General features: G+C 65.2%; 21 protein-coding genes and 1 tRNA gene. 5 read left to right on the forward strand and 17 right to left on the reverse strand.

The genetic code is table 11. The features are described from left to right. Positions 1 to 7: 7 nt before the first annotated feature. The 11 genes from aroC to thrS all read right to left on the reverse strand — a co-directional run bounded on the left by aroC (position 8) and on the right by thrS (position 9161). Complete coding sequence (gene aroC, locus AAGA11_07610; protein MEM9602714.1) at positions 8 to 1114, reverse strand: chorismate synthase; 1107 nt, start codon at positions 1112 to 1114, stop codon at positions 8 to 10. A 73-nt stretch (positions 1115 to 1187) separates the two neighbouring features. Beyond that, a tRNA-Pro gene (locus tag AAGA11_07615) sits at positions 1188 to 1264 on the reverse strand. A 49-nt stretch (positions 1265 to 1313) separates the two neighbouring features. Beyond that, entirely contained in the window at positions 1314 to 1715 is a 402-nt protein-coding gene (locus tag AAGA11_07620) for a hypothetical protein (GenBank protein ID MEM9602715.1), read from the reverse strand. A 189-nt stretch (positions 1716 to 1904) separates the two neighbouring features. After that, complete coding sequence (locus tag AAGA11_07625; GenBank protein MEM9602716.1) at positions 1905 to 2267, reverse strand: MerR family transcriptional regulator; 363 nt, start codon at positions 2265 to 2267, stop codon at positions 1905 to 1907. Next, positions 2242 to 2547, reverse strand: a complete 306-nt coding sequence (gene ihfA / locus AAGA11_07630; protein MEM9602717.1) for an integration host factor subunit alpha — start codon at positions 2545 to 2547, stop codon at positions 2242 to 2244. Before ihfA ends, AAGA11_07625 begins: the two co-directional genes overlap by 26 nt. A gap of 9 nt (positions 2548 to 2556) precedes the next feature. After that, positions 2557 to 4923: a phenylalanine--tRNA ligase subunit beta gene (gene pheT / locus AAGA11_07635; protein ID MEM9602718.1), complete on the reverse strand. Its 2367-nt coding sequence runs from the start codon at positions 4921 to 4923 to the stop codon at positions 2557 to 2559. A gap of 11 nt (positions 4924 to 4934) precedes the next feature. Further along, a complete protein-coding gene (pheS, locus tag AAGA11_07640) occupies positions 4935 to 5924 on the reverse strand; it encodes a phenylalanine--tRNA ligase subunit alpha (protein MEM9602719.1) in 990 nt (329 codons plus the stop codon). A 99-nt stretch (positions 5925 to 6023) separates the two neighbouring features. Next, positions 6024 to 6386 (reverse strand): 50S ribosomal protein L20, encoded by a 363-nt coding sequence (rplT, locus tag AAGA11_07645; protein ID MEM9602720.1) that lies wholly within the window; start codon positions 6384 to 6386, stop codon positions 6024 to 6026. Positions 6387 to 6402: 16 nt separating this feature from the next. Beyond that, positions 6403 to 6597: a 50S ribosomal protein L35 gene (gene rpmI, locus AAGA11_07650; protein MEM9602721.1), complete on the reverse strand. Its 195-nt coding sequence runs from the start codon at positions 6595 to 6597 to the stop codon at positions 6403 to 6405. A gap of 115 nt (positions 6598 to 6712) precedes the next feature. After that, the gene (gene infC / locus AAGA11_07655; protein ID MEM9602722.1) at positions 6713 to 7300 is read right to left on the reverse strand and encodes a translation initiation factor IF-3; all 588 of its coding nucleotides are present in this window, start codon (positions 7298 to 7300) and stop codon (positions 6713 to 6715) included. Further along, a complete protein-coding gene (thrS, locus tag AAGA11_07660; protein MEM9602723.1) occupies positions 7236 to 9161 on the reverse strand; it encodes a threonine--tRNA ligase in 1926 nt (641 codons plus the stop codon). Before thrS ends, infC begins: the two co-directional genes overlap by 65 nt. A gap of 601 nt (positions 9162 to 9762) precedes the next feature. Between thrS and AAGA11_07665 the strand changes: the two genes are divergently transcribed. Beyond that, complete coding sequence (locus AAGA11_07665; GenBank protein MEM9602724.1) at positions 9763 to 10917, forward strand: YafY family protein; 1155 nt, start codon at positions 9763 to 9765, stop codon at positions 10915 to 10917. Here the strand turns inward: AAGA11_07665 and AAGA11_07670 are convergent. Further along, positions 10894 to 11913, reverse strand: coding sequence for an AraC family transcriptional regulator (locus AAGA11_07670; GenBank protein ID MEM9602725.1), 1020 nt, complete (start codon positions 11911 to 11913; stop codon positions 10894 to 10896). The genes AAGA11_07665 and AAGA11_07670 overlap by 24 nt on opposite strands. A 138-nt stretch (positions 11914 to 12051) precedes the next feature. On the opposite strand from AAGA11_07670, the gene AAGA11_07675 reads away from it, so the two are divergent. The 3 genes from AAGA11_07675 (at position 12052) to AAGA11_07685 (ending at position 14919) form a co-directional block, all read left to right on the forward strand. Then, positions 12052 to 13122, forward strand: a complete 1071-nt coding sequence (locus AAGA11_07675; protein MEM9602726.1) for an alpha/beta fold hydrolase — start codon at positions 12052 to 12054, stop codon at positions 13120 to 13122. A gap of 124 nt (positions 13123 to 13246) precedes the next feature. Beyond that, entirely contained in the window at positions 13247 to 13720 is a 474-nt protein-coding gene (locus AAGA11_07680) for a hypothetical protein (GenBank protein ID MEM9602727.1), read from the forward strand. A gap of 137 nt (positions 13721 to 13857) precedes the next feature. Next, positions 13858 to 14919 (forward strand): aldo/keto reductase, encoded by a 1062-nt coding sequence (locus tag AAGA11_07685; protein ID MEM9602728.1) that lies wholly within the window; start codon positions 13858 to 13860, stop codon positions 14917 to 14919. A 94-nt stretch (positions 14920 to 15013) separates the two neighbouring features. Here AAGA11_07685 and AAGA11_07690 read toward each other — a convergent pair whose 3' ends face one another. From AAGA11_07690 to AAGA11_07710, 5 genes are read right to left on the reverse strand one after another with little or no spacing between them, the layout of a single operon-like run. Then, positions 15014 to 15796: a succinate dehydrogenase iron-sulfur subunit gene (locus tag AAGA11_07690; protein ID MEM9602729.1), complete on the reverse strand. Its 783-nt coding sequence runs from the start codon at positions 15794 to 15796 to the stop codon at positions 15014 to 15016. A 12-nt stretch (positions 15797 to 15808) separates the two neighbouring features. Then, entirely contained in the window at positions 15809 to 17599 is a 1791-nt protein-coding gene (gene sdhA / locus AAGA11_07695) for a succinate dehydrogenase flavoprotein subunit (protein MEM9602730.1), read from the reverse strand. Continuing rightward, positions 17596 to 17991, reverse strand: coding sequence for a succinate dehydrogenase, hydrophobic membrane anchor protein (gene sdhD, locus AAGA11_07700; protein ID MEM9602731.1), 396 nt, complete (start codon positions 17989 to 17991; stop codon positions 17596 to 17598). The genes sdhA and sdhD overlap by 4 nt, the downstream gene beginning before the upstream one ends. A gap of 9 nt (positions 17992 to 18000) precedes the next feature. Then, positions 18001 to 18381 (reverse strand): succinate dehydrogenase, cytochrome b556 subunit, encoded by a 381-nt coding sequence (sdhC, locus tag AAGA11_07705; protein ID MEM9602732.1) that lies wholly within the window; start codon positions 18379 to 18381, stop codon positions 18001 to 18003. A 53-nt stretch (positions 18382 to 18434) separates the two neighbouring features. Further along, a complete protein-coding gene (locus AAGA11_07710) occupies positions 18435 to 18653 on the reverse strand; it encodes a succinate dehydrogenase assembly factor 4 (GenBank protein MEM9602733.1) in 219 nt (72 codons plus the stop codon). Between the two features lie 165 nt (positions 18654 to 18818). Between AAGA11_07710 and AAGA11_07715 the strand changes: the two genes are divergently transcribed. Further along, entirely contained in the window at positions 18819 to 19811 is a 993-nt protein-coding gene (locus tag AAGA11_07715) for a folate-binding protein (GenBank protein MEM9602734.1), read from the forward strand. Positions 19812 to 19820: the final 9 nt, after the last annotated feature.

The raw sequence follows: 19820 nt of genomic DNA on the forward strand, positions 1-19820 counted from the left end.
GGGCGGACTAGCCGGCGCTTGGTGGAATCACCGGCGTTTCCGACACCACATCACCGCACTGCGCCCGGTGGCGCAGCGCGTGGTCCATGAGCACCAGCGCCAGCATCGCCTCGACAATGGGCACGGCGCGAATGCCAACGCAGGGGTCGTGACGACCGGTCGTGACCACGTCCACCGGCTCGCCCTCCAGATTCACGCTGCGTCCTGGCACCTGGATGCTGGACGTCGGCTTGAAGGCAACCGACACGCGCACCGGCTGGCCCGAGCTGATGCCGCCCTGGACACCACCGGAGTGATTCGAGAGAAACCCCGTCGGTGAGACCTCATCGCGGTGTTCACTGCCGCGCTGGCCAACCACATCGAATCCGTCGCCGATCGAGACCGCCTTGGCCGCGTTGATGCTCAACATCGCGTGCGCGATGTCCGCGTCCAATCCGTCGAAGATCGGCTCGCCCCAGCCCGGTGGCAGCCCGGTCGCCTCGACCTCGACCCGCGCGCCGACGGAATCCTTGAGACGGCGGATCTCGATCAGGTACGCGTCGAGGTCAGCACACTGCGCGGCGTTCGGCCAGAAAAAGTCGTTGTCTTCAACCGCTGTCCAGTCGAAGGCGTTGGCATGCAACGCAATGCGCCCGATCTGGGTGATGCAGGCGCGCACCGTCACCCCGTAGCGCTCGCGCAGCCACTTCTTGGCGATCGCACCGGCCGCCACCCGCATCGCGGTCTGGCGGGCCGAGGAGCGCCCTCCGCCCCGGTAGTCCCGGACCCCGTACTTCTGTTGGTAGGCGTAGTCGGCGTGGTTGGGGCGGAAGCGATCGGCGATCTTGCTGTAGTCCTTGGAACGCTGGTCTTCGTTCTCGATGATCAGCCCGATCGGCGTGCCGGTGGTGCGGCCTTCGAAGACACCGGAGACGATGCGAACCGCATCGCTCTCCTTGCGTTGCGTGACATGGCGTGAGCGACCCGGTTTACGCCGGTCGAGGTCGCCTTGAATGTCTGCCTCGCTGAGCGCCAGCCCGGGCGGGCAACCGTCCAGGATCGCGCCAATGTTGGGGCCGTGGCTCTCGCCCCAGGTGGTCACCGTGAACAACCGGCCAAACGCATTTCCACTCATGATGCCTTCCACGCCCGAGGCGCACAAAAAAAGCGACCGATGGCCGCTTGATTGTTTTCGCGATGTTCGAACCTGGTCGGGGCGAGAGGATTCGAACCTCCGACCCCTACAACCCCATTGTAGTGCGCTACCAGACTGCGCCACGCCCCGACCGAGCTCGCCACTATACCGCAGCCCGCACCTGCGCGCGAGAGGTAGATCAGGCCAGCACACCCCGACGGTCGAGCCGCTGCACGTAGAGCAGTATGGCCACCAGCAGGGTGACCCCCGTGGTGAACGCAATCACGGCGCCGGTCTGGATGAGGTACTGCACGTGGTCTTCGTGCGCGACCCAACCGTGGGTCGCCTGCCAGTAGATGTCGACCACGCCGACGACGAAGGCAATGCCGAGCAACCGTGCCGCGCGGCGGCGTAACCGGTAGAGGTCGAACGCAACGGTCAACCACAGCACCGTGTTGGCCGCGATGAGGGTGAGGTGGATGGGGTCGAGCTCGGTGTAGACATCGGCCCCGAACACTTCGTTCGCGAGGGTCGGTGACCAGCTCAACGCGAGCGCACCCAGCGCAATGCCCTCGGTCAGCAGCAGGTACAGGCAGATCATCCAAACCCCTGCAGGACGGGACCTGACCGGGGTACCGCGCTGAGATTGATTCATACCCTGTCTCCTGGCAACCCGGCCTGCCCTTGGGCGCAACCACGTTGGTCCGACCAGATTAGCAGACACTGACCCATATGAGTCAAATCTGTGTAGTGGCCAGCGAAAAATGACTACAAAAACTGACCAGTGCGGTCAGGTGTTCAGGATACGGAGGATGTCTTCGAGTTCGGACCGGAGCTGGCGGGCCAGCTGGGCCGACTGAGCGTTGTCGTCGCGGACCTCTTCGCTGGTGAGCTGCTGGCGCGCGCCGCCGATGGTGTAGCCCTGGTCGTAGAGCAGGCTGCGAATCTGGCGGATGAGGATGACGTCGTGACGCTGGTAGTACCGTCGGTTGCCGCGCCGTTTGACCGGACTGAGGCTCGGAAACTCCTGCTCCCAGTAGCGCAGCACATGGGGTTTGACCGCGCACAGCTCGCTGACTTCACCGATGGTGAAGTAGCGCTTGCCGGGAATCGGCGGAAGTTCGCTTTCAGTGCTGCTGTTGGCTTCCAGCATAGGCTTCTACTCGTGCTTTCAGCTTTTGGCCGGGGCGGAAGGTCACAACGCGGCGCGCGGAAATGGGAATTTCTTCGCCGGTCTTGGGATTGCGTCCGGGGCGTTGCTTCTTGTCGCGCAGGATGAAATTGCCGAACCCTGACAGCTTGACGTCGCGGCCCTCTTCGAGCGCAACACGCACCATTTCAAAGAACTGCTCGACCAGCTCCTTGGACTCTCGCTTGTTGAGCCCGAGGTCGTCGAACAGGGTTTCGGCGATATCGGCTTTGGTCAATGCCATGTGATCGGTCTACCTGAGCTTCGCGCCCAACTCCTTTGCCACGTTCTCCAGGACACGGGACACCACGTCATCCACATCCTGCTCACTGAGAGTGCGCGAAAAGTCCTGTAAAATCAAGCCCAAAGCAACACTTTTGCATCCATCGGTTACACCTACGCCGGTGTACACGTCGAATACGATGAGATCGCTCAGCGTCGCACCGGCGTGCTGCCTTACCACATCCAGCAATCCTTGGACCGGAATGGCCGCGTCCAGCACCAGCGCCAGGTCACGCCGGACAGCCGGGAACCTGGACAACCCTGCAAAGGTCGGCAACTGGCCGCCGGACAGCGCGTCCTGTGCCACCTCGAACACCACCGGGCGCGTGCTGAGTCCCAGCGATTCGATGTGTGTCGGGTGTAACTCGCCGAGCCAACCGGCGGGTTTGCCGTCGATCAGCACCTCGGCGCAGCGTCCCGGGTGCAAGGCGGCGTGCTCGCCAGCAGCACAGCGCAGGACTGCGCCCGAGCGCGCCACGAGGGCCTCGAGGTCGGCCTTGACGCTGAAGAAGTCCACCTCGGTGTTGTCCCGCCAGGTCTCGGCCCCCACGCCGCCGCAGGCGACACCGGCGACCAGGGGCGTCTCGACAACCGCACCCGCCGGGTCGCGCAGGTAGCGGCGACCGAGCTCGAACAACCGCACACGCGGCTGCTGGCGGTGCTGGTTGCGCTGCAGCGCCTGCACGAGTCCGGGCAGCAAACTGGTGCGCATGACCGCGAGGTCACTCGAGATCGGGTTGGCAAGTGGAATCGCATCGACACCGGGGATCAGTTGGGATTGCAACGCCGGGTCGACAAAGCTGTAGGTCACCGCCTCGAGGTACCCGCGCTCGACCAACACCGACCGCAGCGCGGCGACGGGGGTTGACGTTTCCGACACCGCGCGCATCGTCAACGCCGTGTCCGGGCTGGTGCGCGAGATGCTGTCAAAGCCGCGAATGCGCGCGAGCTCCTCGATCAGGTCCTCCTCGATGCGCAGGTCGTAGCGGCGGGCTGGCGGCACCGCGTCCCACCCGTCCTCCGCCGGCTGCAAGGCGACACCGAGCCGGCCCAGTATCGCGCTCACCTCGGCGTCGTCGAAGGCGCAGCCGAGCACCGCCGGGATGCGTGCCCGGCGCAACCGGATGCACACCGCCTCCGCCGGGTAGTCGGCGTTCTCGACCACGTCGATCGGGCCGGGCTCCCCGCCGCAGATGTCGAGAACCAGCGCGGTCATGCGCTCGATCGCCTGCTCCTGCAGGCCGCGCTCGACACCGCGTTCGAACCGGGCCGCCGCATCGGTGTGCGCGTTGAGTGCGCGGGGTTTGCCGGCGATCGCGAGGTGGTGGAACAACGCGGCTTCGAGAAACACGTCGGTCGTGCCGTCGCTGACCCCGGTGCTGAGCCCGCCCATGATGCCGCCGAGACCGATCGGGCCGGACCCGTCGGTGATCAGGACGGTGCCGGCCTCAGGAGTCACAACGCGCTCGTCCAGCAAGGTCACCGACTCGGCGCCGTCGGCGCCGCGCACGGTGATGCCGGTGTCGAGCGTGGCGAGGTCGTAGGCGTGCATCGGCTGGCCGAGCTCGAACATCACGTAATTGGTCAGGTCGACAATCGGCGAGATGCTGCGCACACCCGACCGGCGCAATTTTTCCACCAGCCACGCCGGTGACGGCGCGTCCGCCTTGACGCCCCGGATGACACGGCCGGCGAAGCGCACGCAGCCCGAGTTCGGCGCAATCGACACCGGCAGGCACTGGTCCTGCGTCGCCGCGATGTCGGGGATTTCGACGGCGTTCACCGCCAAATCGTTACGTGCCGAGAGATCGAAGGCAACGCCGCGGATCGACAGACAGTCGCCCCGGTTCGGCGTGAGGTCGATGTCGAAGGTGACGTCATCGAGCCCGAGGTAGTCGACCACCGCGGTGCCGACCGGTGCGTCGTCAGCGAACTCGTACAAGCCCGCGTCTTCCTCGCTCAGCTCCAATTCGCGCGCACTGCAGAGCATGCCTTCCGAAGCCACGCCACGCAGTTTGCTTTTCTTGATTTTGATGCCGCCGGGCAACCGGGCGCCAGGCAGGGCCAATGGCGCGCGCAAGCCCGTCCGCGCGTTCGGCGCGCCACAGACGATCTGGACGGTACCCGCCCCGGTGTCCACCTGACAGACGCGCAGTCGGTCGGCATCGGGGTGCTGCTCGGTGGAGAGGATCTCGGCCACGATGACCTTGTCACCGAGGGCCGCGCCCCGTTCCAGATCGTCGACCTCCAAGCCCAGCAGCGTCAGTTGCTCGGCCAGGCCGTCGGTGTCAACCGCCGGGTTGACCCACTCGCGCAACCACCTTTCGGAAAATTTCATCGCCTTGCCCCTCAGCCGAACTGCTGCAGAAAACGGACGTCGTTCTCGAAGAACACGCGCAGGTCATCCACGCCGTAGCGCAGCATGGCGAGCCGTTCGACACCGAGCCCGAAGGCGTAGCCACGGTAGACATCCGGGTCGACATTCACGGCGCGCAACACATTCGGGTGCACCATGCCGGAGCCCAATACCTCAAGCCAGGCACCGCCACCGATACTGATGTCAACTTCGGCAGAGGGCTCGGTGAACGGGAAATACGACGGGCGGAAGCGGATGCGCACATCATCCTGATCGAAAAACAGGGTCAGGAAGGTCTCAAGGTGGCCCATCAGGTCCGAGAACGACACCGACGTGTCGATGTACAAACCTTCGACCTGGTGAAACATGGGCGTGTGCGTCTGGTCGGAGTCGCAGCGGTACACGCGGCCCGGCGAGATCACGCGGCACGGCGCACCCGCGCCCTGCATGTGGCGGATCTGCACGCTGGATGTGTGGGTGCGCAACAGCGTCCCGTCGCCGAAATAGAAGGTGTCGTGCATCGCGCGCGCGGGGTGGTGCGGCGGGATGTTGAGCGCCTCGAAATTGTAGAAGTCCGACTCGATCTCGGGGCCCTCGGCCACGGCAAAACCGAGCTGGCCGAACAGCGCGGTGATGCGCTCGATCGTGCGGGTCACCGGGTGCAACGCGCCGGGCGCCACGCCCGTGCCGGGCAAGCTGACGTCGACCCGCTCGGCTTCGATGCGCGCACTCATGCCCGCCTCGGCCAGCACGGCCCTCTGGCGCTCCAGCGCGGCGGCAATCTCCACCTTGATCTCGTTGACCTGAGCGCCGAACTTGGGCCGCTCCTCGGCGAGCAGATCACGCATCTGTTGCATGAGCGCCGTGACCTGACCCTTCTTGCCGAGGTAGGCCACGCGCAGGTTTTCCAACTCTTTGAGGTCGTTGCTGTCGGAGATCGCCCTGACCGCGCTCTGCAACAGATTTCCGATCGAATCTTTCATCGTCTCTTCCAAAAAAAAGGGAGTGGCCAAGCCACTCCCTTCGGTGCTGTCAGCTGTTCATCGGCTGACGGTCGCAGTACAAGCTGCGAGGGCGACGGCTCAGGCCGTGCCGAGGTTGGCTTTGGCTTGCTCTGCGAGCTTTTCAAAGGCCGGAAAATCGTGCACGGCGAGGTCCGCCAGCACTTTGCGGTCGACCTCGACGTTGGCCTTGTTGAGCCCGTCGATCAAGCGGCTGTAGGACAGATCGCACATGCGGGCCGCCGCGTTGATGCGGGCGATCCAGAGTGCGCGGAACTGACGCTTGCGCTGGCGACGGTCGCGGTAGGCGTACTGTCCCGCCTTGGTGACTGCCTGTTTGGCAACGCGAAAGACCCGGCTGCGCGCGCCGCGGTAGCCTTTGGCCTTCTTCAGAATTTTCTTGTGGCGTGCACGTGCCGTGACGCCGCGTTTCACTCGAGCCATGGTTCTCTACCTCGGGTCAGACGTGGGGCAGCATTTGCTTGACGGACGCAACATCGCAGGCTTCCACCTGGTGCTTGGGTCCGAGCTGGCGTTTCCGCTTGCTGGCCTTCTTGGTGAGAATGTGACGCTTGTACGACTGGGCGTGCTTGAACCCGTTCGCGGTTTTTCGAAAGCGCTTGGCCGCGCCCCGAAGCGTTTTGATCTTCGGCATGTCAACTCCCGTTTCCTGTGTTGTGTTTTTCTGGCCCCGCTCAGTCGGAGTGGTACTGAGACGGGGGCAATGGGCCCTGCGCGCGGCTAGCCGCGGCCGGGCCATCAGGCCATGATCACTTGCGCTTGGGCGCGAGCATCATGACCATCTGCCGCCCCTCGAGGAGCGGCTTCTGTTCAACGGTGGAGATCTCGTCGAGATCCTGCTCCACACGCTGCAACAGTTGGAGCCCCAGCTCCCGGTGCGCCATCTCGCGCCCGCGGAACCGCAGCGTGACTTTCGCCTTGTCACCGTTTTCGATGAACTCGGTCAGCTTGCGCAGCTTGACCTGGTAATCGGCGTCCTCGGTACCGGGCCGGAACTTGATCTCCTTGACCTGCTGCTGCTTCTGCTTCTTCTTGCCAGCGTTCTGCTTCTTGGACTGCTCAAACCGGTACCGCCCGAAGTCCATGATCCGGCACACCGGCGGGTCGGACTGGGGGGCGATCTCGACGAGGTCGAGACTGGCCTCTTCGGCGGCGGACAAGGCGTCGCGTATGGACATGATGCCGGCTTGTTCGCCATCGGCGGTGATCAGTCGAACGGTTTGTACGGTGATTTCACCGTTGTGCCGCAGTCGGTTTTTTGCAGCTATTGCGCTATCCCTCTTCAGTTGTTCGGCCGCGGTTGGCGACCTCGGTGCCGAGCCGCTCGGCAAAGGCATCGATCGACATCGTGCCCAGGTCCTCGCCGTCTCGGGTGCGCACCGCACAGGAGCCGGCGTCCATCTCCCGGTCGCCGACAACGAGCAGATACGGCACACGTTGCAAAGTGTAATTGCGTATCTTAAATCCGATCTTCTCGTTCCTCAAGTCCGCCGAGACCCGAAAGCCCTTGTCCTGCAAGGCTTTGGCGGTGTTTTCAGCGTACTCGCCCTGCGCGTCTGTGATGTTCAGCACCACCGCCTGCTCGGGGGCCAGCCAGGCCGGGAAGCGCCCGGCGTGGTGCTCGATCAGGATGCCGATGAAGCGCTCGAAGGAACCGATGGTTGCGCGGTGGAGAAGTACGGGCACATCGCGTTCGCCCGCCTCGTTGACATATTGAGACCCAAGTCGACCCGGCATGTTGAAATCGACCTGCAAGGTGCCGCACTGCCAGACGCGGCCGATGGTGTCCTTGAGCGAAAACTCGATCTTCGGCCCGTAGAAGGCGCCCTCGCCCGGCAGCTCCTCCCAGTCGATGCCCTTGGCGTCGAGCGCCTCGGCCAGGGCCTTCTCGGCGCGGTCCCAGGTCTCGTCCGAGCCGACGCGTTTCTCCGGCCGCGTTGACAGCTTGTAGATGATGTCGTCGAAGCCGAAGTCAGCATAAATGCGGTGTAAAAAGTCGATGAATGCGAGGCTCTCACTGAGAATCTGCTCCTCAGTGCAGAAAATGTGGCCGTCATCCTGGACAAAGCCGCGCACCCGCATGATGCCGTGCAGAGCGCCGGACAACTCGTTGCGATGACAAAGACCAAACTCGGTAAAACGCAGCGGCAGGTCTCTGTAGCTACGCAGGCCCTGGTTGAAGACCTGCACGTGGCCCGGACAGTTCATCGGTTTCACCGCGTAATCGCGGTCCTCCGACTGCGTCGTGAACATGTTCTCCGCGTATTTTTCCCAGTGCCCGGACTTCTCCCACAGGGAGCGGTCAATAATCTGCGGCGTTCGGATCTCCAGGTAGCCGTGGTCGCTCTGCTGCTGACGCATGTACTGCTCGACTTGCTGCCAGAGTGTCCAGCCGTTCGGGTGCCAGAACACCATACCCGGCGCCTCTTCCTGCAGGTGAAACAGGTTTTGCTGTTTCGCGATTTTGCGGTGGTCGCGCTTCTCGGCTTCTTCGAGCTGGTGCAGGTAGGCCTTCAGGGCCTTTTTGTCCGCCCAGGCGGTGCCGTACACGCGCTGGAGCATGGCGTTGTTGCTGTCACCGCGCCAGTAAGCGCCGGCAACGCTCATCAGCTTGAACGCCTTGATGAACCCGGTGTTCGGCACATGCGGACCGCGGCAGAGGTCGACAAACTCTGCCTGCGTGTAGAGGCTGAGGTCCTCGTTGGAGGGAATCGAGTCGACGATCTCGGCCTTGTACGCCTCGCCCTTGTCGGTGAAAAACGCCACGGCGTCGTCCCGACCGATCAGCGAGCGCTCGATCGGGATCTGCTGCTTGGCGAGCTCGGCCATGCGCGCCTCGATCTTGCCGAGGTCGTCCTCGGTCAACGGTTCGACCGTGGCGAAGTCGTAGTAGAAGCCGTTTTCGATCACCGGCCCGATGGTGACCTGCGTTCCGGGGTAGAGCTGTTGCACCGCCTGCGCCATCAGGTGCGCGCAGGAGTGGCGTATCACCTCGACGCCCTCGTCGTCCTTGGCGGTGACGATGGCGAGCTGCGCATCCTCGGCGATCACGTGGTGGGTGTCGACCAGGGTGCCATCGACCTTGCCGACCACCGCGGCCTTGGCAAGCCCCGGCCCTATGTTTGCTGCCACCTCGTGCACTGACACGGGCGCATCGAACTCTCGCTGACTGCCGTCAGGCAGCGTGATTACCGGCATGGTCGCTACTCGTCTGAAAGGCCGCAAGCGCAGCCGAGAAAACCCACTATCTTAGCAAGTTGGGGCCCATTGATGCGGACAAAAGCGAATATTGTGGCGCGAACCCGGCACGCCACCGCGTTGTGCTGCACTGCGGTGTGCATGGCACTCGCCGGTTGCGACAGTGGCAGCAGCCGCACACCGGCATTGCCCTGACAGGGCAGCGCGGCCGCGATGCACGCCACTGCACCGCGGCTCCCGCTGTGGATCACCGACGCGGCCCTGCGCAGCCTCGACGGCGCCATCGAAGGCTGCACCACACTCAGCATCAACCCCGGCAACCCGAGCGTGGAGAACCGCCCGGCGGTTGGTTTTCGGTCGCCTCGCTGCAGCGCTTCGCCAGCGTCGACGCGCTCTGTGGCCGCGACAGCACCGTCACAGCGCAGTACACCCGGTTGGTCGACACCGCCACGGTGACCACGGCTGGCGCCATGCCACCCGTCGGCCTGCCGCTGCCGAGTCCGGCGTCGGGGACGGGCCCGCTGACCCACACCCCACTCGGCAGCCATCTCACCGTCCCGGTCGCCCAGGTACAGTCCACGCTGCCGTTCGACAGCGCCGAGTGCGATCCCGAGGTCATCGACGATTCGCTGCCCACCCCGCCGCACGTCTACCTCAACACCGTCGGTGGCGTGGCCGGGCTGACCGGCACCCTGAGCTGGGCCAGCCCACCGACCGACGTGCCCTGGGCCAGACCCGACCGGCTTGCGGCCACACCACGCCAGCCAGATACTGGCGCGCACGCAGCCGAGGGGGCCCGACCATCAAACGTTTCGACCGCGTCAACGCCATCCTGGTGTTGTTGCAAGGCCGCCGCCAGGTGCGCGCCGCCGACCTGGCCGAACGCTTCGGGGTCAGCGAGCGCTCGATCTACCGGGACATTCGCGCGCTCGAAGCCGCGGGCATTCCGATCCTGGGCGAGCCCGGCGTCGGCTACCGGCTCGACCGCAGCTACCGCCTGCCGCCGGTCAATGTCCAGAGCGACGAGGCCCTCGCGCTCGCGATTGCCGCGAAGTTCGCGGCCACACGCCTCGGTGGCCGGGTGGCGGAGGACGCGACGCGGGCCATGGACAAGGTGCTGACGGCGCTGGCGCCGGTGGAGCGGCGACGGCTGACGGACTTCATCGACACCGTCGCCCTGCCGGACGGCAACACGCCGACCCCGAGCGGCCAGGGCGACGGCTGGCTTGGCCTGCTGCAACACGCGCTGACCGAGCGCCGCGTCGTCGAGCTCGACTACTGCCCGCCGACGCGACCGGCATCGCGTCGGGCTGTCGAGCCGATTGGCGTGTGCCACTACAGCCAGCACTGGCACCTGATTGCCTGGTGTCGCCGTCGCGCGGCCTACCGCGACTTCCGCCTCGACCGCATTCGCGAGGCCCACCTGCAGGCCGAGCACGTGCCGGCCGATCGGCGCACCGGCATCGAAGACTACCTCGCCACACTCGGTTCGACCGAGGCACTCACACCGATCACCGTGGTGTTCGACACCCGCATGGCACACGTCGTTGGGGCCGAGCGCTACCGACACGGGTTCATCGACGCCGAGACGCACGACGACGGCGTTCACATGCGGTTCATGTGCGCGCACACCGAGTACCTGTGCCGCTGGCTGCTGCAGTACACGACTGGCGTGCAGCGCATTGACGGCGGCGACGCGCCCGCGCAGTGGCACACACTGGTTCGGGCGTTGTCAGACCACGCCACCGCGCGCTGAGCCGGGCTGCCCCGCGCGCCAGGCACTCGGGGTGGTGCCGGTGACGCGCTTGAACTCGCGGTTGAAACTCGACTTGGTGTTGAACCCACTCTCGAAGATCACGTCGGTGACCGCCCGCTCGGGCGCCGCCAACAGCGCCTGTGCATGCTCGATGCGCAAGCGATTGATCCACTGCGAGACGTTCATGCCCTCGACCGCGTTGACCGCGGCCGAGACCCGCTTGGTCGGCACACCCACCTTGCGCGCGAGCCGTTGCAGGTTGAGGTCCGGGTCGAGGTACAAGGTGTGTGCCCGAACGCCCGCATCCACGGTGGCGAAGTCGGCAGTGCGCCGGGCGGCACCGTCGCCCGAGTCGTCCACCGCACCCTCCCCCGCGGGCTCGCCGGGGGGCACACTGCGCCAGAGCAGCACGGCGACACCGACCACCGTAAGCGCCTGCACCACGCCCATGATACGGCCGAGGTTGGCACCGCCGGTGCGACCGAAATCGATCGCGATCGCGATATCCGCACCACAGGAACTCACCAGCGCCACCACGACCACCCAGAGCGCAAGGCGGCTCGAGGCCATGTCGCCAAGCCGCGCCCAGGGCATCGCCTGCTCACCACGCAAACCGAAGCGCGCCAACAGCGCCGCGTAGACCAGAAAGGTCAGCGGCACGATCAGGTCGATGGCCGGTGGGAACGCAACCAGCGCGAGGGCCACCGCCCCAACCGGCACGGCGTGCGGCCACGCACCGCGGCCGAAGGCCGGCCGCACGAAGCTCGCGTAGGCCAACGGTGGCAACAACACCGCCGTGACCGGCAGCAACGCACCGAGCAGGTCGAGTGCGTAGCCGTGACGCAGGCCAAGGAGGATCGATTGCAGCGCCGCCAGAGCGAAGAAGCCCTCGGCATAGCTGATCGAGACCGCCCCTCGCGGGCGGTTCGCCCGCAGCGCGAGCAACAGCGTCAGCAACACCGCAGCAGTCAAAAAAGGAAAGGGAATCAGCAACATGGCGACGGTGTGTGCGGTCTCGACCAGGTTGCATGTTAGCAAAACCCGCATCTGCGACGTCGCACATCCGTTTCCTGGACGCGGGCTGCGGGGCCGCCGCCGATGCTGTGACGGCACCTCACACAGCGAGAACCACTCATGTACACACGCCATTTCACTCAACCGCTCGCCGCAGCGCTGGCCGCCAGCGCGCTCGCCCTGGCAACTCAGACACCCGCATTCGCCGCCGATGCCGCCACCGACACGCGCGTTGGCATGACTCACCTCAGCGTGCCGGACTCGAACGGAGAGCGGGCCTTGACTGGCTGGGTCTGGTACCCAACCGCATCGGACGCACCGGAGGCCCGCGTGCTGGGGAACCCGGTCTGGGCCCCCGTCGACGCGGTCGAGAACGCCACACCGGCGCGCGGGGCGCACCCGGTGCTGCTGGTGTCTCACGGCATGTACGGCAACACGCGCAACCAGGCCTGGTTGGCGCGCCGACTGGCCCAACGCGGCTACCTGGTCGCTGCTGTCAACCACCCCGGCAGCACCACACGCGACCGCCGACCGAGCGAATCTCGCAAGCTCTGGGAGCGACCGCGCGACCTCTCTCGATTGCTCGACGCCCTGCTCGAGGCACCCGAGTGGCGCAACCACGTCGACGCCGACCGCGTGGCCGCAGCCGGGCACTCGCTCGGGGGTTTGACCGTGATGCGCCTCGCCGGCGCGCTCGGCGACAACGCGCGCCATCGCCAGCTGTGTGCCGCCGATCCCGGCCACGTCGACTGCCAGGCACTGGCACAGCTCAACATCGGCCACGTCGAAGACACCGCGCGATTGGCGATGAGCAACCGCGACCCGCGGGTTCGGGCAGTGGTGTCGATGGACCTCGGTGGCACGCAATCGCTCGACCAGGCGAGCCTCGAGGCCATCAGCGTGCCAGTGCTGGTGATGGGCGCGTCACGCGGCGAACAGCTCGATCAGGCGCGTGAATCCCGGGCGCTGGCCGCGCGCCTGCCCGCGGGGGTTCGACACCGCTTCGACCTGCCGGACGTGGGTCACTTCGACTACCTCGGCGTCTGCACCGACATCGGCCTCGCGATCCTCCGCGACGAGGAACCCGAGGACGCCGTGGTCTGCGAACGGGGCACCGCCGAGCGCGACGCGAAGCACACGGCGTTTGCCGAGGCGATCGACGCCTTTCTGACCGACGCGCTGGCCCGCTAGCGCGATGGCGGTGCCGGCCTCGCCCCGCGCGAGGTCGGCGCCGCTCCCGGGGCGAAACGCTCCTGACACAGGACTGTCAGGGGACGCGGGGACACTGCACCGGCACACCGAACCGGAGCCCACCATGCAGATCGATACCCTCACCGCCCAGACCGCCCTCGCAACCTCACTCGACACCTGCCTCGCCACGCTGAGCCGGGATGTCGACGGTCCCGTCCAGGCGCTCTACGCCGACCTTGCCGCCCAGCGCATCGCGCCGGACGCGCCCCTCGTGTTCATCTACCGCGACCTCGACGGCGACCCGCAGCGGCGCTTCACCCTCGAAGTTGCACAGCCGCTCGAGGAGGCCGACCTCGCCACCTACGACGGCGCACTGCGCGCCGTGACACTCACGCCACTGCGCTGTGTGCAGCGCGAGCACCTGGGCGACCTCGAGGACATGGGTAGCCGCACCTACGCGCCGTTGTTCGCCGACATCGCCGCCGCCGGGCTGACACCGGGCGCGCAGTGCCGCGAGGTCTACAGCGTGTACAACGGGCCGCACAGTGCGGACAACCGCACGCTCGTTCAAGTCGAAGTGCAGGCCGCTGGCGGCTGAGCACCGCGAGCTTGCGCTCGCTACCCTGCCGGGCGCCCGGCGACCGTCGGCGCAGCGGCGGGTCGCCGCGTCGAACCAGCCGATACTGTCGCGACGGTTGTCACCACCGCGGCGGCAGCCGGTCGCGGTGCTACCCTGTGGTTTTGCCCATCGGACTGCCCATGCGCCAACTCGGCACCAGCGACCTCGTCGTCTCTCCACTCTGTCTCGGCACCATGACCTTCGGTACGCAAACCGGGTCGGCCGATGCCCACAACCAACTGAGCACCGCAATCGCGCACGGCATCAATGTTGTCGACACCGCCGAGATGTACCCGGTCAACCCGATCAGCGCCGACACCGTCGGTCGCAGCGAGACCATCATCGGCGAGTGGCTGTCGCGAGACGGCAACCGCGCCAAGGTGTTGGTGGCCACCAAGATCACCGGCAACAACCCTGGTTTTGTGCGTGATGGCGCGGGCATCGATGCGGCCACCCTGGTCGAGGCCGTGCACGGCTCGCTGCGCAGGCTGCGCACCGATGTGATCGACCTGTACCAGCTGCACTGGCCCAACCGCGGTTCGTACCACTTTCGCCAGAACTGGCAGTACGACCCCACGCAGCAGTCCAAGACCGCTTTCATCGACCACATCGGCGAGGTACTGAAAACCGCAGATAGCCTTGTTCGTGATGGCAAGGTGCGATACCTCGGCCTGTCAAACGAGAGTGCCTGGGGCGCAGCGCAGTGGCTGCGATTGAGCGAGGAGCAGAACATGCCGCGGGTGCAGAGCATCCAGAACGAATACTCTCTGTTGTGCCGTTCTTTCGACACCGACCTGGCGGAGCTCGCCCACAACGAACGTGTCGACTTGCTCGCGTTCTCGCCCCTGGCGACCGGTCTACTCACCGGAAAATACAGCCCAGACACGACACCCGAAGGCTCGCGCCGATCGATCGTGCCCGACCTCAGTGGCCGTATCACTGACCGGGTGTGGCCCGCCGTGGCCGCCTACCGCGGCATCGCAGACTCGCACGGGATATCAGCCATCGAACTGGCCTTGCGCTTTTGCCAGCACCGCCCCTTCGTGGGATCGACCATCGTCGGCGCAACGAATGCGGCGCAGTTGGATGAGGTGCTGGCCGCCGCGTCGGCCCCGCTCGGCGACGACGTGCTGAAAGCCATCGACACGGCCCACCGAGCGCACCCGATGCCGTACTGAGCCGGAGGACAGCGAGCCTGGGTCGGCGTGCCGATTGGCAAGCCAGTCGTGAATGCCCGAAGGGGAGACTGCGGGCGCGCCGAATCGGGTCGCGCTAGAACTGGCGCATCACCATGGTTTTCTTGATTTCGCCAATCGCCTTGGCCGGGTTCAGTCCCTTGGGGCAGGCACTGGTGCAGTTCATGATGGTGTGACAGCGGTACAACTTGAAGGGATCTTCGAGCGCGTCCAATCGCTCGCCGGTGTGCTCATCCCGGGAGTCCGCAATCCACCGATAGGCATTCAGGAGCGCAGCCGGTCCCAGGTAGCGATCCGAGTTCCACCAGTAACTCGGGCAACTGGTGGAGCAGCACGCGCACAAGATGCACTCGTACAGACCGTCGAGCTTTTCTCTGTCTTCCGGGCTCTGCAGCCGCTCGCGCCCACTCGGGGCGGGCGTGTCCGTCTTCAACCAGGGTTCAACCGACGCGTACTGTGCGTAGAAGTTGGTCAGATCGGACACCAGGTCGCGCACGATCGGCTGATGCGGCAAGGGGAAAATCGCGATGTCGCCTTTGTAGTCCTCGATACCTGCAGTGCACGCGAGCGTGTTTTGGCCGCCGATGTTCATCGCGCACGAGCCGCAGATGCCCTCCCGGCAGGAGCGCCGAAACGACAACGTCGGGTCGATCTCGCTCTTGATCTTCATCAACGCGTCCAGAACCATCGGGCCGCAACCGTCAAGGTCGACGTCGTAGCTGTCGACACTCGGGTTGTCACCGGTGGACGGGTCGTAGCGGTACACCTTGAACGTGCGCACTCGGGTCGCTCCGGCCGGTGCCTTGTAGGTTTTTCCGCCCTTGGGAATGGAGTTCGCAGGTAGCTTGAATTCAGCCATTGCTCTGTTTCCTCAGTAGACGCGTTTTTTCGGTGGGAAGACGTCGACGTCGTCGGTCAGTGTGTACATGTGGACGGATCTGTCGTCGTAACTGACCTGACCTTTTTCGTCCACCCAGGCCAGGGTGTGTTTCATCCAGTTTTCGTCGTCCCGGTCCGGCGTGTCCTCGCGCGCATGTGCGCCCCTGCTCTCGGGCCTGCGCGCAGCGCCACCGACGATGGTCACCGCCTGCGCGAGCAGGTTCTCGAGTTCCAGGGTCTCCACAAGGTCGGTGTTCCAGACCAGTGATCGGTCGGTCACGCCGATATCTGAAAAGCCATCGTATACGGTTGCGACCTTTTCGACACCCTGCGACAGCGATTCGCCGGTCCTGAACACAGCCGCGTGCTGCTGCATCGAGCGTTGCATGCTCAATCGCAGCTCGGCGGCGCCCGTGCCGCCGCTGGCGTTGCGCACCGCGTCGAGGCGGTCGAGGCTGAAGGACGCCGCCTGGTCGCGTGCCATTGCCTTGTGCGGCGCACCCGCCGTCACGGTCTCCGCGGCGCGCAAGGCCGCGGCGCGCCCGAACACGATGAGATCGAGCAGCGAATTGGACCCCAACCGGTTGGCGCCGTGCACGGACACACACGCCGCCTCGCCGATCGCCATGAGGCCAGGCACCACCGTGTCGGCGTCACCGTCTTTCAAGGTGACGACCTCACCGTGGTAGTTGGTCGGGATGCCGCCCAGGTTGTAGTGCACCGTCGGCAGCACCGGGATCGGTTCCTTGGCGACATCGACTCCGGCGAATATCTTGGCGCTCTCGGAGATTCCGGGCAGGCGAGCATTGATCACGTCGGCGCCGAGGTGTTGAAGGTTGAGGTGGATGTGGTCACCGTCCTTGCCGACGCCTTTACCGTCGTTGATCTCCATCGTCATCGACCGGCTCACCACATCGCGAGATGCGAGGTCCTTGGCGTTCGGCGCGTAGCGCTCCATGAAACGTTCGCCGTCGCTGTTGGTGAGGTAACCGCCCTCGCCGCGCACGCCCTCGGTGATCAGCACACCCGCCCCGTAGATGCCGGTGGGGTGGAACTGAACGAACTCCATGTCCTGCAGTGGCAAGCCGGCCCGCAGCACCATGGCGCCGCCGTCGCCGGTGCAGGTGTGAGCCGACGTGCAAGAGAAGTACGTGCGCCCGCAGCCACCGGTTGCCAGCACGGTCTGGTGGGCGCGGAACACGTGCATGTCACCGGTCGCGAGGTCCCACGACACGACACCGCGACACTCGCCGTCGTCCATGATCAGGTCGACCGCAAAGTGCTCGATGAAGAACTGCGCCTGGTGCTTGAGCGACTGCTGGTACAAGGCGTGCAGAATCGCGTGCCCGGTGCGGTCGGCCGCCGCGCAGGTGCGTTGTGCCGCCGGACCCTCACCGAAGTTCTGGGTCATGCCACCGAAGGGCCGCTGGTAGATTCGGCCGTCTTCGGTGCGCGAGAACGGCACACCGTAGTGCTCGAGCTCGAGCACCGCGGGTACCGCCTCGCGACACATGTACTCGATCGCGTCCTGGTCGCCGAGCCAGTCGGAACCCTTGATGGTGTCGTACATGTGCCAGCGCCAGTCGTCCGGCCCCATGTTGCCGAGCGACGCACTCATGCCGCCCTGAGCAGCCACCGTGTGTGACCGTGTGGGAAAGACCTTCGTCACACACGCGGTGTTCAGTCCGGCTGCCGCCATGCCGAGCGTCGCGCGCAAGCCGGCGCCCCCGGCACCGACAATCACCACATCGTAATGGTGTTCAATGATGTTGTAGGCGCTCATCCAGCGACTCCCAGCGAAATTCGAATAACCGAAAACACCCCGACGACACCCAGAATGATGCAGACGAAGTGACTCGCGATGATCGCGGCAGTGCGCACTGCATGATCGGACACGTAGTCTTCGATGATGACCTGCAAGCCAAGCGCATAGTGGTAGAACACCGCCATCAAAGTCAGGATCAGCATGACCGAGTTGAACGGCGAGCCGACCCAGGCAGTAAAGTCGCTGTAGGCCATGCTCGGCAACGAGGCCAAACCGAAACAGAACCACAGCGTCAACGGGATCAAGGCGATGCCGGTCAGCCGCTGCACCCAAAAGTGGTGAGTGCCGGACTTGGCCGAACCCCAGCCTTTCGCGCGCGACAGCGGCGTGCGCATTTGCGTCGTGCTCATAGTGGTCTCCTAGAGGGCGACGAGCCAGGTCAGCGCAGTCAGTGACAAGCTCACACCCAGGACAGCTTGCCCGCTGTGCTTTGAGGTCTTCAGGTCGAGCCCCCAACCGATATCCCACAGCAGATGACGGATACCGTTGCAAAAGTGGTAGTACAGCGCTGCGGTAAATCCGAACAGCACCAACTTGCCAAGCAGGCTGCTCAGCACCCAGTTTGCTGCCGCGAAGTCGTCCTCCCCACCGGCTGCGCGCGCGAGTATCCAGACGATTAGCAGACCGCCCACGCCGAGCGCAGCACCGGTACCTCGGTGGAGCACGGAAAGCACTGCGGTCATCGGCAATTTGTAGATTTGCAGGTGTGGCGACATGGGTCGCTTGTCAGTCCAGGCCATCGGTGGCTACCTTCGGTGCAGTGTGTTGGCAGGTGGTGTTGCCCTGAACGGACTCAGAAATCGATGCAGCGCCCTTTGAGCTCCCAATCGCCGTAACGCGTGGGCTCCGGCCCCCGCGGCCCACCGACTTCCGCCGGTTTTTCCGACGACTGCGGGTGCCCGGCGGGCGGGGACTGAAATTGCGAATCATTTGCATCCGCACCCGCGTTTTCGGCAACATCTGATCTCACCGCAGGATCAGTGCCCGTTTCCGGTTTCGATTGGGAGTCCATGTCTGTGTCGTTGGGTGTCTGATTCATCATCGCTAGTCTATCCTGCGTCAAACCGGCGCCACAATATGAAGCATTCTGCACCACTGTCGTGCAGCTCGGCCGCGCCGGGCACCGGCATTTTAGTGCACTTCGATGCGACCCACCGCCACGCGTGGAGGCGTGACCATGCAGCCATCAGATGCAACTTCCGTCGATCGGTTCACTGACCAGATCAACCCGACTGTTGTAGCCACACTGTCAGAAATCACGGTGTTGCACGTAGCGGGTACCGATGCGGCGGCTTTTCTGCAAAGCCAGTTCTGCAACGACGTCGCTGCATTGCCGGATTACGGTGTCCAGTTGAACGGGTACTGCACACCCAAAGGGCGCCTGCTTGCTGTGTTTCACCTGATTCGACGCGGAGACGGTTTCATGATGCTCGTGCCCGAGTCCGTCGCGCCGGCGTTCCGCAAACGTTTGTCGATGTTCGTGTTGCGCGCCGACGTCACAATCGACAGGTGGACGATCGGCGCGCCGATCGCGATCCTCGGTGGCGGAGCGGCCGACGCGAGCGCCGGTGAACTGCCCGACGTGCCTGGCCAAGGATGCGTTCACGGCGAGAGCTGGGTGGGTCGCCTGCCCGGCCCGACACCGTCCTGGATCGCCTTGGGCGAAGCCGGCTCACTGGACTCGGTACGAGCAGCATTGCCACCGGACACCCCAACGGCGACCGACGCACTGTGGCGTGCATCCCGCCTGCTCGCCGGTGAACCGATCCTGGCAGGCGATGCGGTGGACCGCTTCGTGCCACAAATGCTGAACCTCGATCTGATCGACGGGCTGAGCTTCCGCAAAGGTTGCTACCCGGGACAGGAAATCGTGGCCCGCACACGCTACCTCGGAAAGCAGAAACGCCGGATGCTGCTTTACCACGTCGACGCGGTGCCGACAGACGCGCCCGTCGGGCCCGGCTCGGCAATCAAGTCCGAGTCGAAATCCGGTGTTGGAGAAGTGCTCGCCGCGGAGCGCTCTGGCGACGGCCTGCTGCTGGCCGTGGTGCTGCGCCTGGAGCACCTCAGGTCTCAACTGAGCCTCGACATCGAGGGCCCGGATTGTCCATTGGCCCCGGTCGCGCTGCCCTACGATGCGCTTGAAGGCACCGACTTCGTCAACGCGTAGGGGTGTGGT

Source organism: Pseudomonadota bacterium (genome assembly GCA_039196715.1).
Lineage (GTDB): Bacteria > Pseudomonadota > Gammaproteobacteria > CALCKW01 > CALCKW01 > CALCKW01.

What these genes read in the sequence shown, in the direction of transcription:
- aroC (MEM9602714.1), bottom strand. Translation starts at nt 1,114, where the DNA reads ATGAGTGGAAATGCGTTTGGCCGGTTGTTCACGGTGACCACCTGGGGC.
- thrS (MEM9602723.1), bottom strand. Translation starts at nt 9,161, where the DNA reads ATGCCGGTAATCACGCTGCCTGACGGCAGTCAGCGAGAGTTCGATGCG.
- sdhC (MEM9602732.1), bottom strand. Translation starts at nt 18,381, where the DNA reads ATGGCCTGGACTGACAAGCGACCCATGTCGCCACACCTGCAAATCTAC.
- AAGA11_07625 (MEM9602716.1), bottom strand. Translation starts at nt 2,267, where the DNA reads ATGCTGGAAGCCAACAGCAGCACTGAAAGCGAACTTCCGCCGATTCCC.
- infC (MEM9602722.1), bottom strand. Translation starts at nt 7,300, where the DNA reads ATGCCTTTGCCGAGCGGCTCGGCACCGAGGTCGCCAACCGCGGCCGAA.
- AAGA11_07670 (MEM9602725.1), bottom strand. Translation starts at nt 11,913, where the DNA reads ATGTTGCTGATTCCCTTTCCTTTTTTGACTGCTGCGGTGTTGCTGACG.
- ihfA (MEM9602717.1), bottom strand. Translation starts at nt 2,547, where the DNA reads ATGGCATTGACCAAAGCCGATATCGCCGAAACCCTGTTCGACGACCTC.
- AAGA11_07715 (MEM9602734.1), top strand. Translation starts at nt 18,819, where the DNA reads ATGCAGCCATCAGATGCAACTTCCGTCGATCGGTTCACTGACCAGATC.
- AAGA11_07675 (MEM9602726.1), top strand. Translation starts at nt 12,052, where the DNA reads ATGTACACACGCCATTTCACTCAACCGCTCGCCGCAGCGCTGGCCGCC.
- AAGA11_07690 (MEM9602729.1), bottom strand. Translation starts at nt 15,796, where the DNA reads ATGGCTGAATTCAAGCTACCTGCGAACTCCATTCCCAAGGGCGGAAAA.
- sdhA (MEM9602730.1), bottom strand. Translation starts at nt 17,599, where the DNA reads ATGAGCGCCTACAACATCATTGAACACCATTACGATGTGGTGATTGTC.
- rplT (MEM9602720.1), bottom strand. Translation starts at nt 6,386, where the DNA reads ATGGCTCGAGTGAAACGCGGCGTCACGGCACGTGCACGCCACAAGAAA.
- sdhD (MEM9602731.1), bottom strand. Translation starts at nt 17,991, where the DNA reads ATGAGCACGACGCAAATGCGCACGCCGCTGTCGCGCGCGAAAGGCTGG.
- AAGA11_07680 (MEM9602727.1), top strand. Translation starts at nt 13,247, where the DNA reads ATGCAGATCGATACCCTCACCGCCCAGACCGCCCTCGCAACCTCACTC.
- AAGA11_07620 (MEM9602715.1), bottom strand. Translation starts at nt 1,715, where the DNA reads ATGATCTGCCTGTACCTGCTGCTGACCGAGGGCATTGCGCTGGGTGCG.
- pheT (MEM9602718.1), bottom strand. Translation starts at nt 4,923, where the DNA reads ATGAAATTTTCCGAAAGGTGGTTGCGCGAGTGGGTCAACCCGGCGGTT.
- pheS (MEM9602719.1), bottom strand. Translation starts at nt 5,924, where the DNA reads ATGAAAGATTCGATCGGAAATCTGTTGCAGAGCGCGGTCAGGGCGATC.
- AAGA11_07710 (MEM9602733.1), bottom strand. Translation starts at nt 18,653, where the DNA reads ATGGACTCCCAATCGAAACCGGAAACGGGCACTGATCCTGCGGTGAGA.
- rpmI (MEM9602721.1), bottom strand. Translation starts at nt 6,597, where the DNA reads ATGCCGAAGATCAAAACGCTTCGGGGCGCGGCCAAGCGCTTTCGAAAA.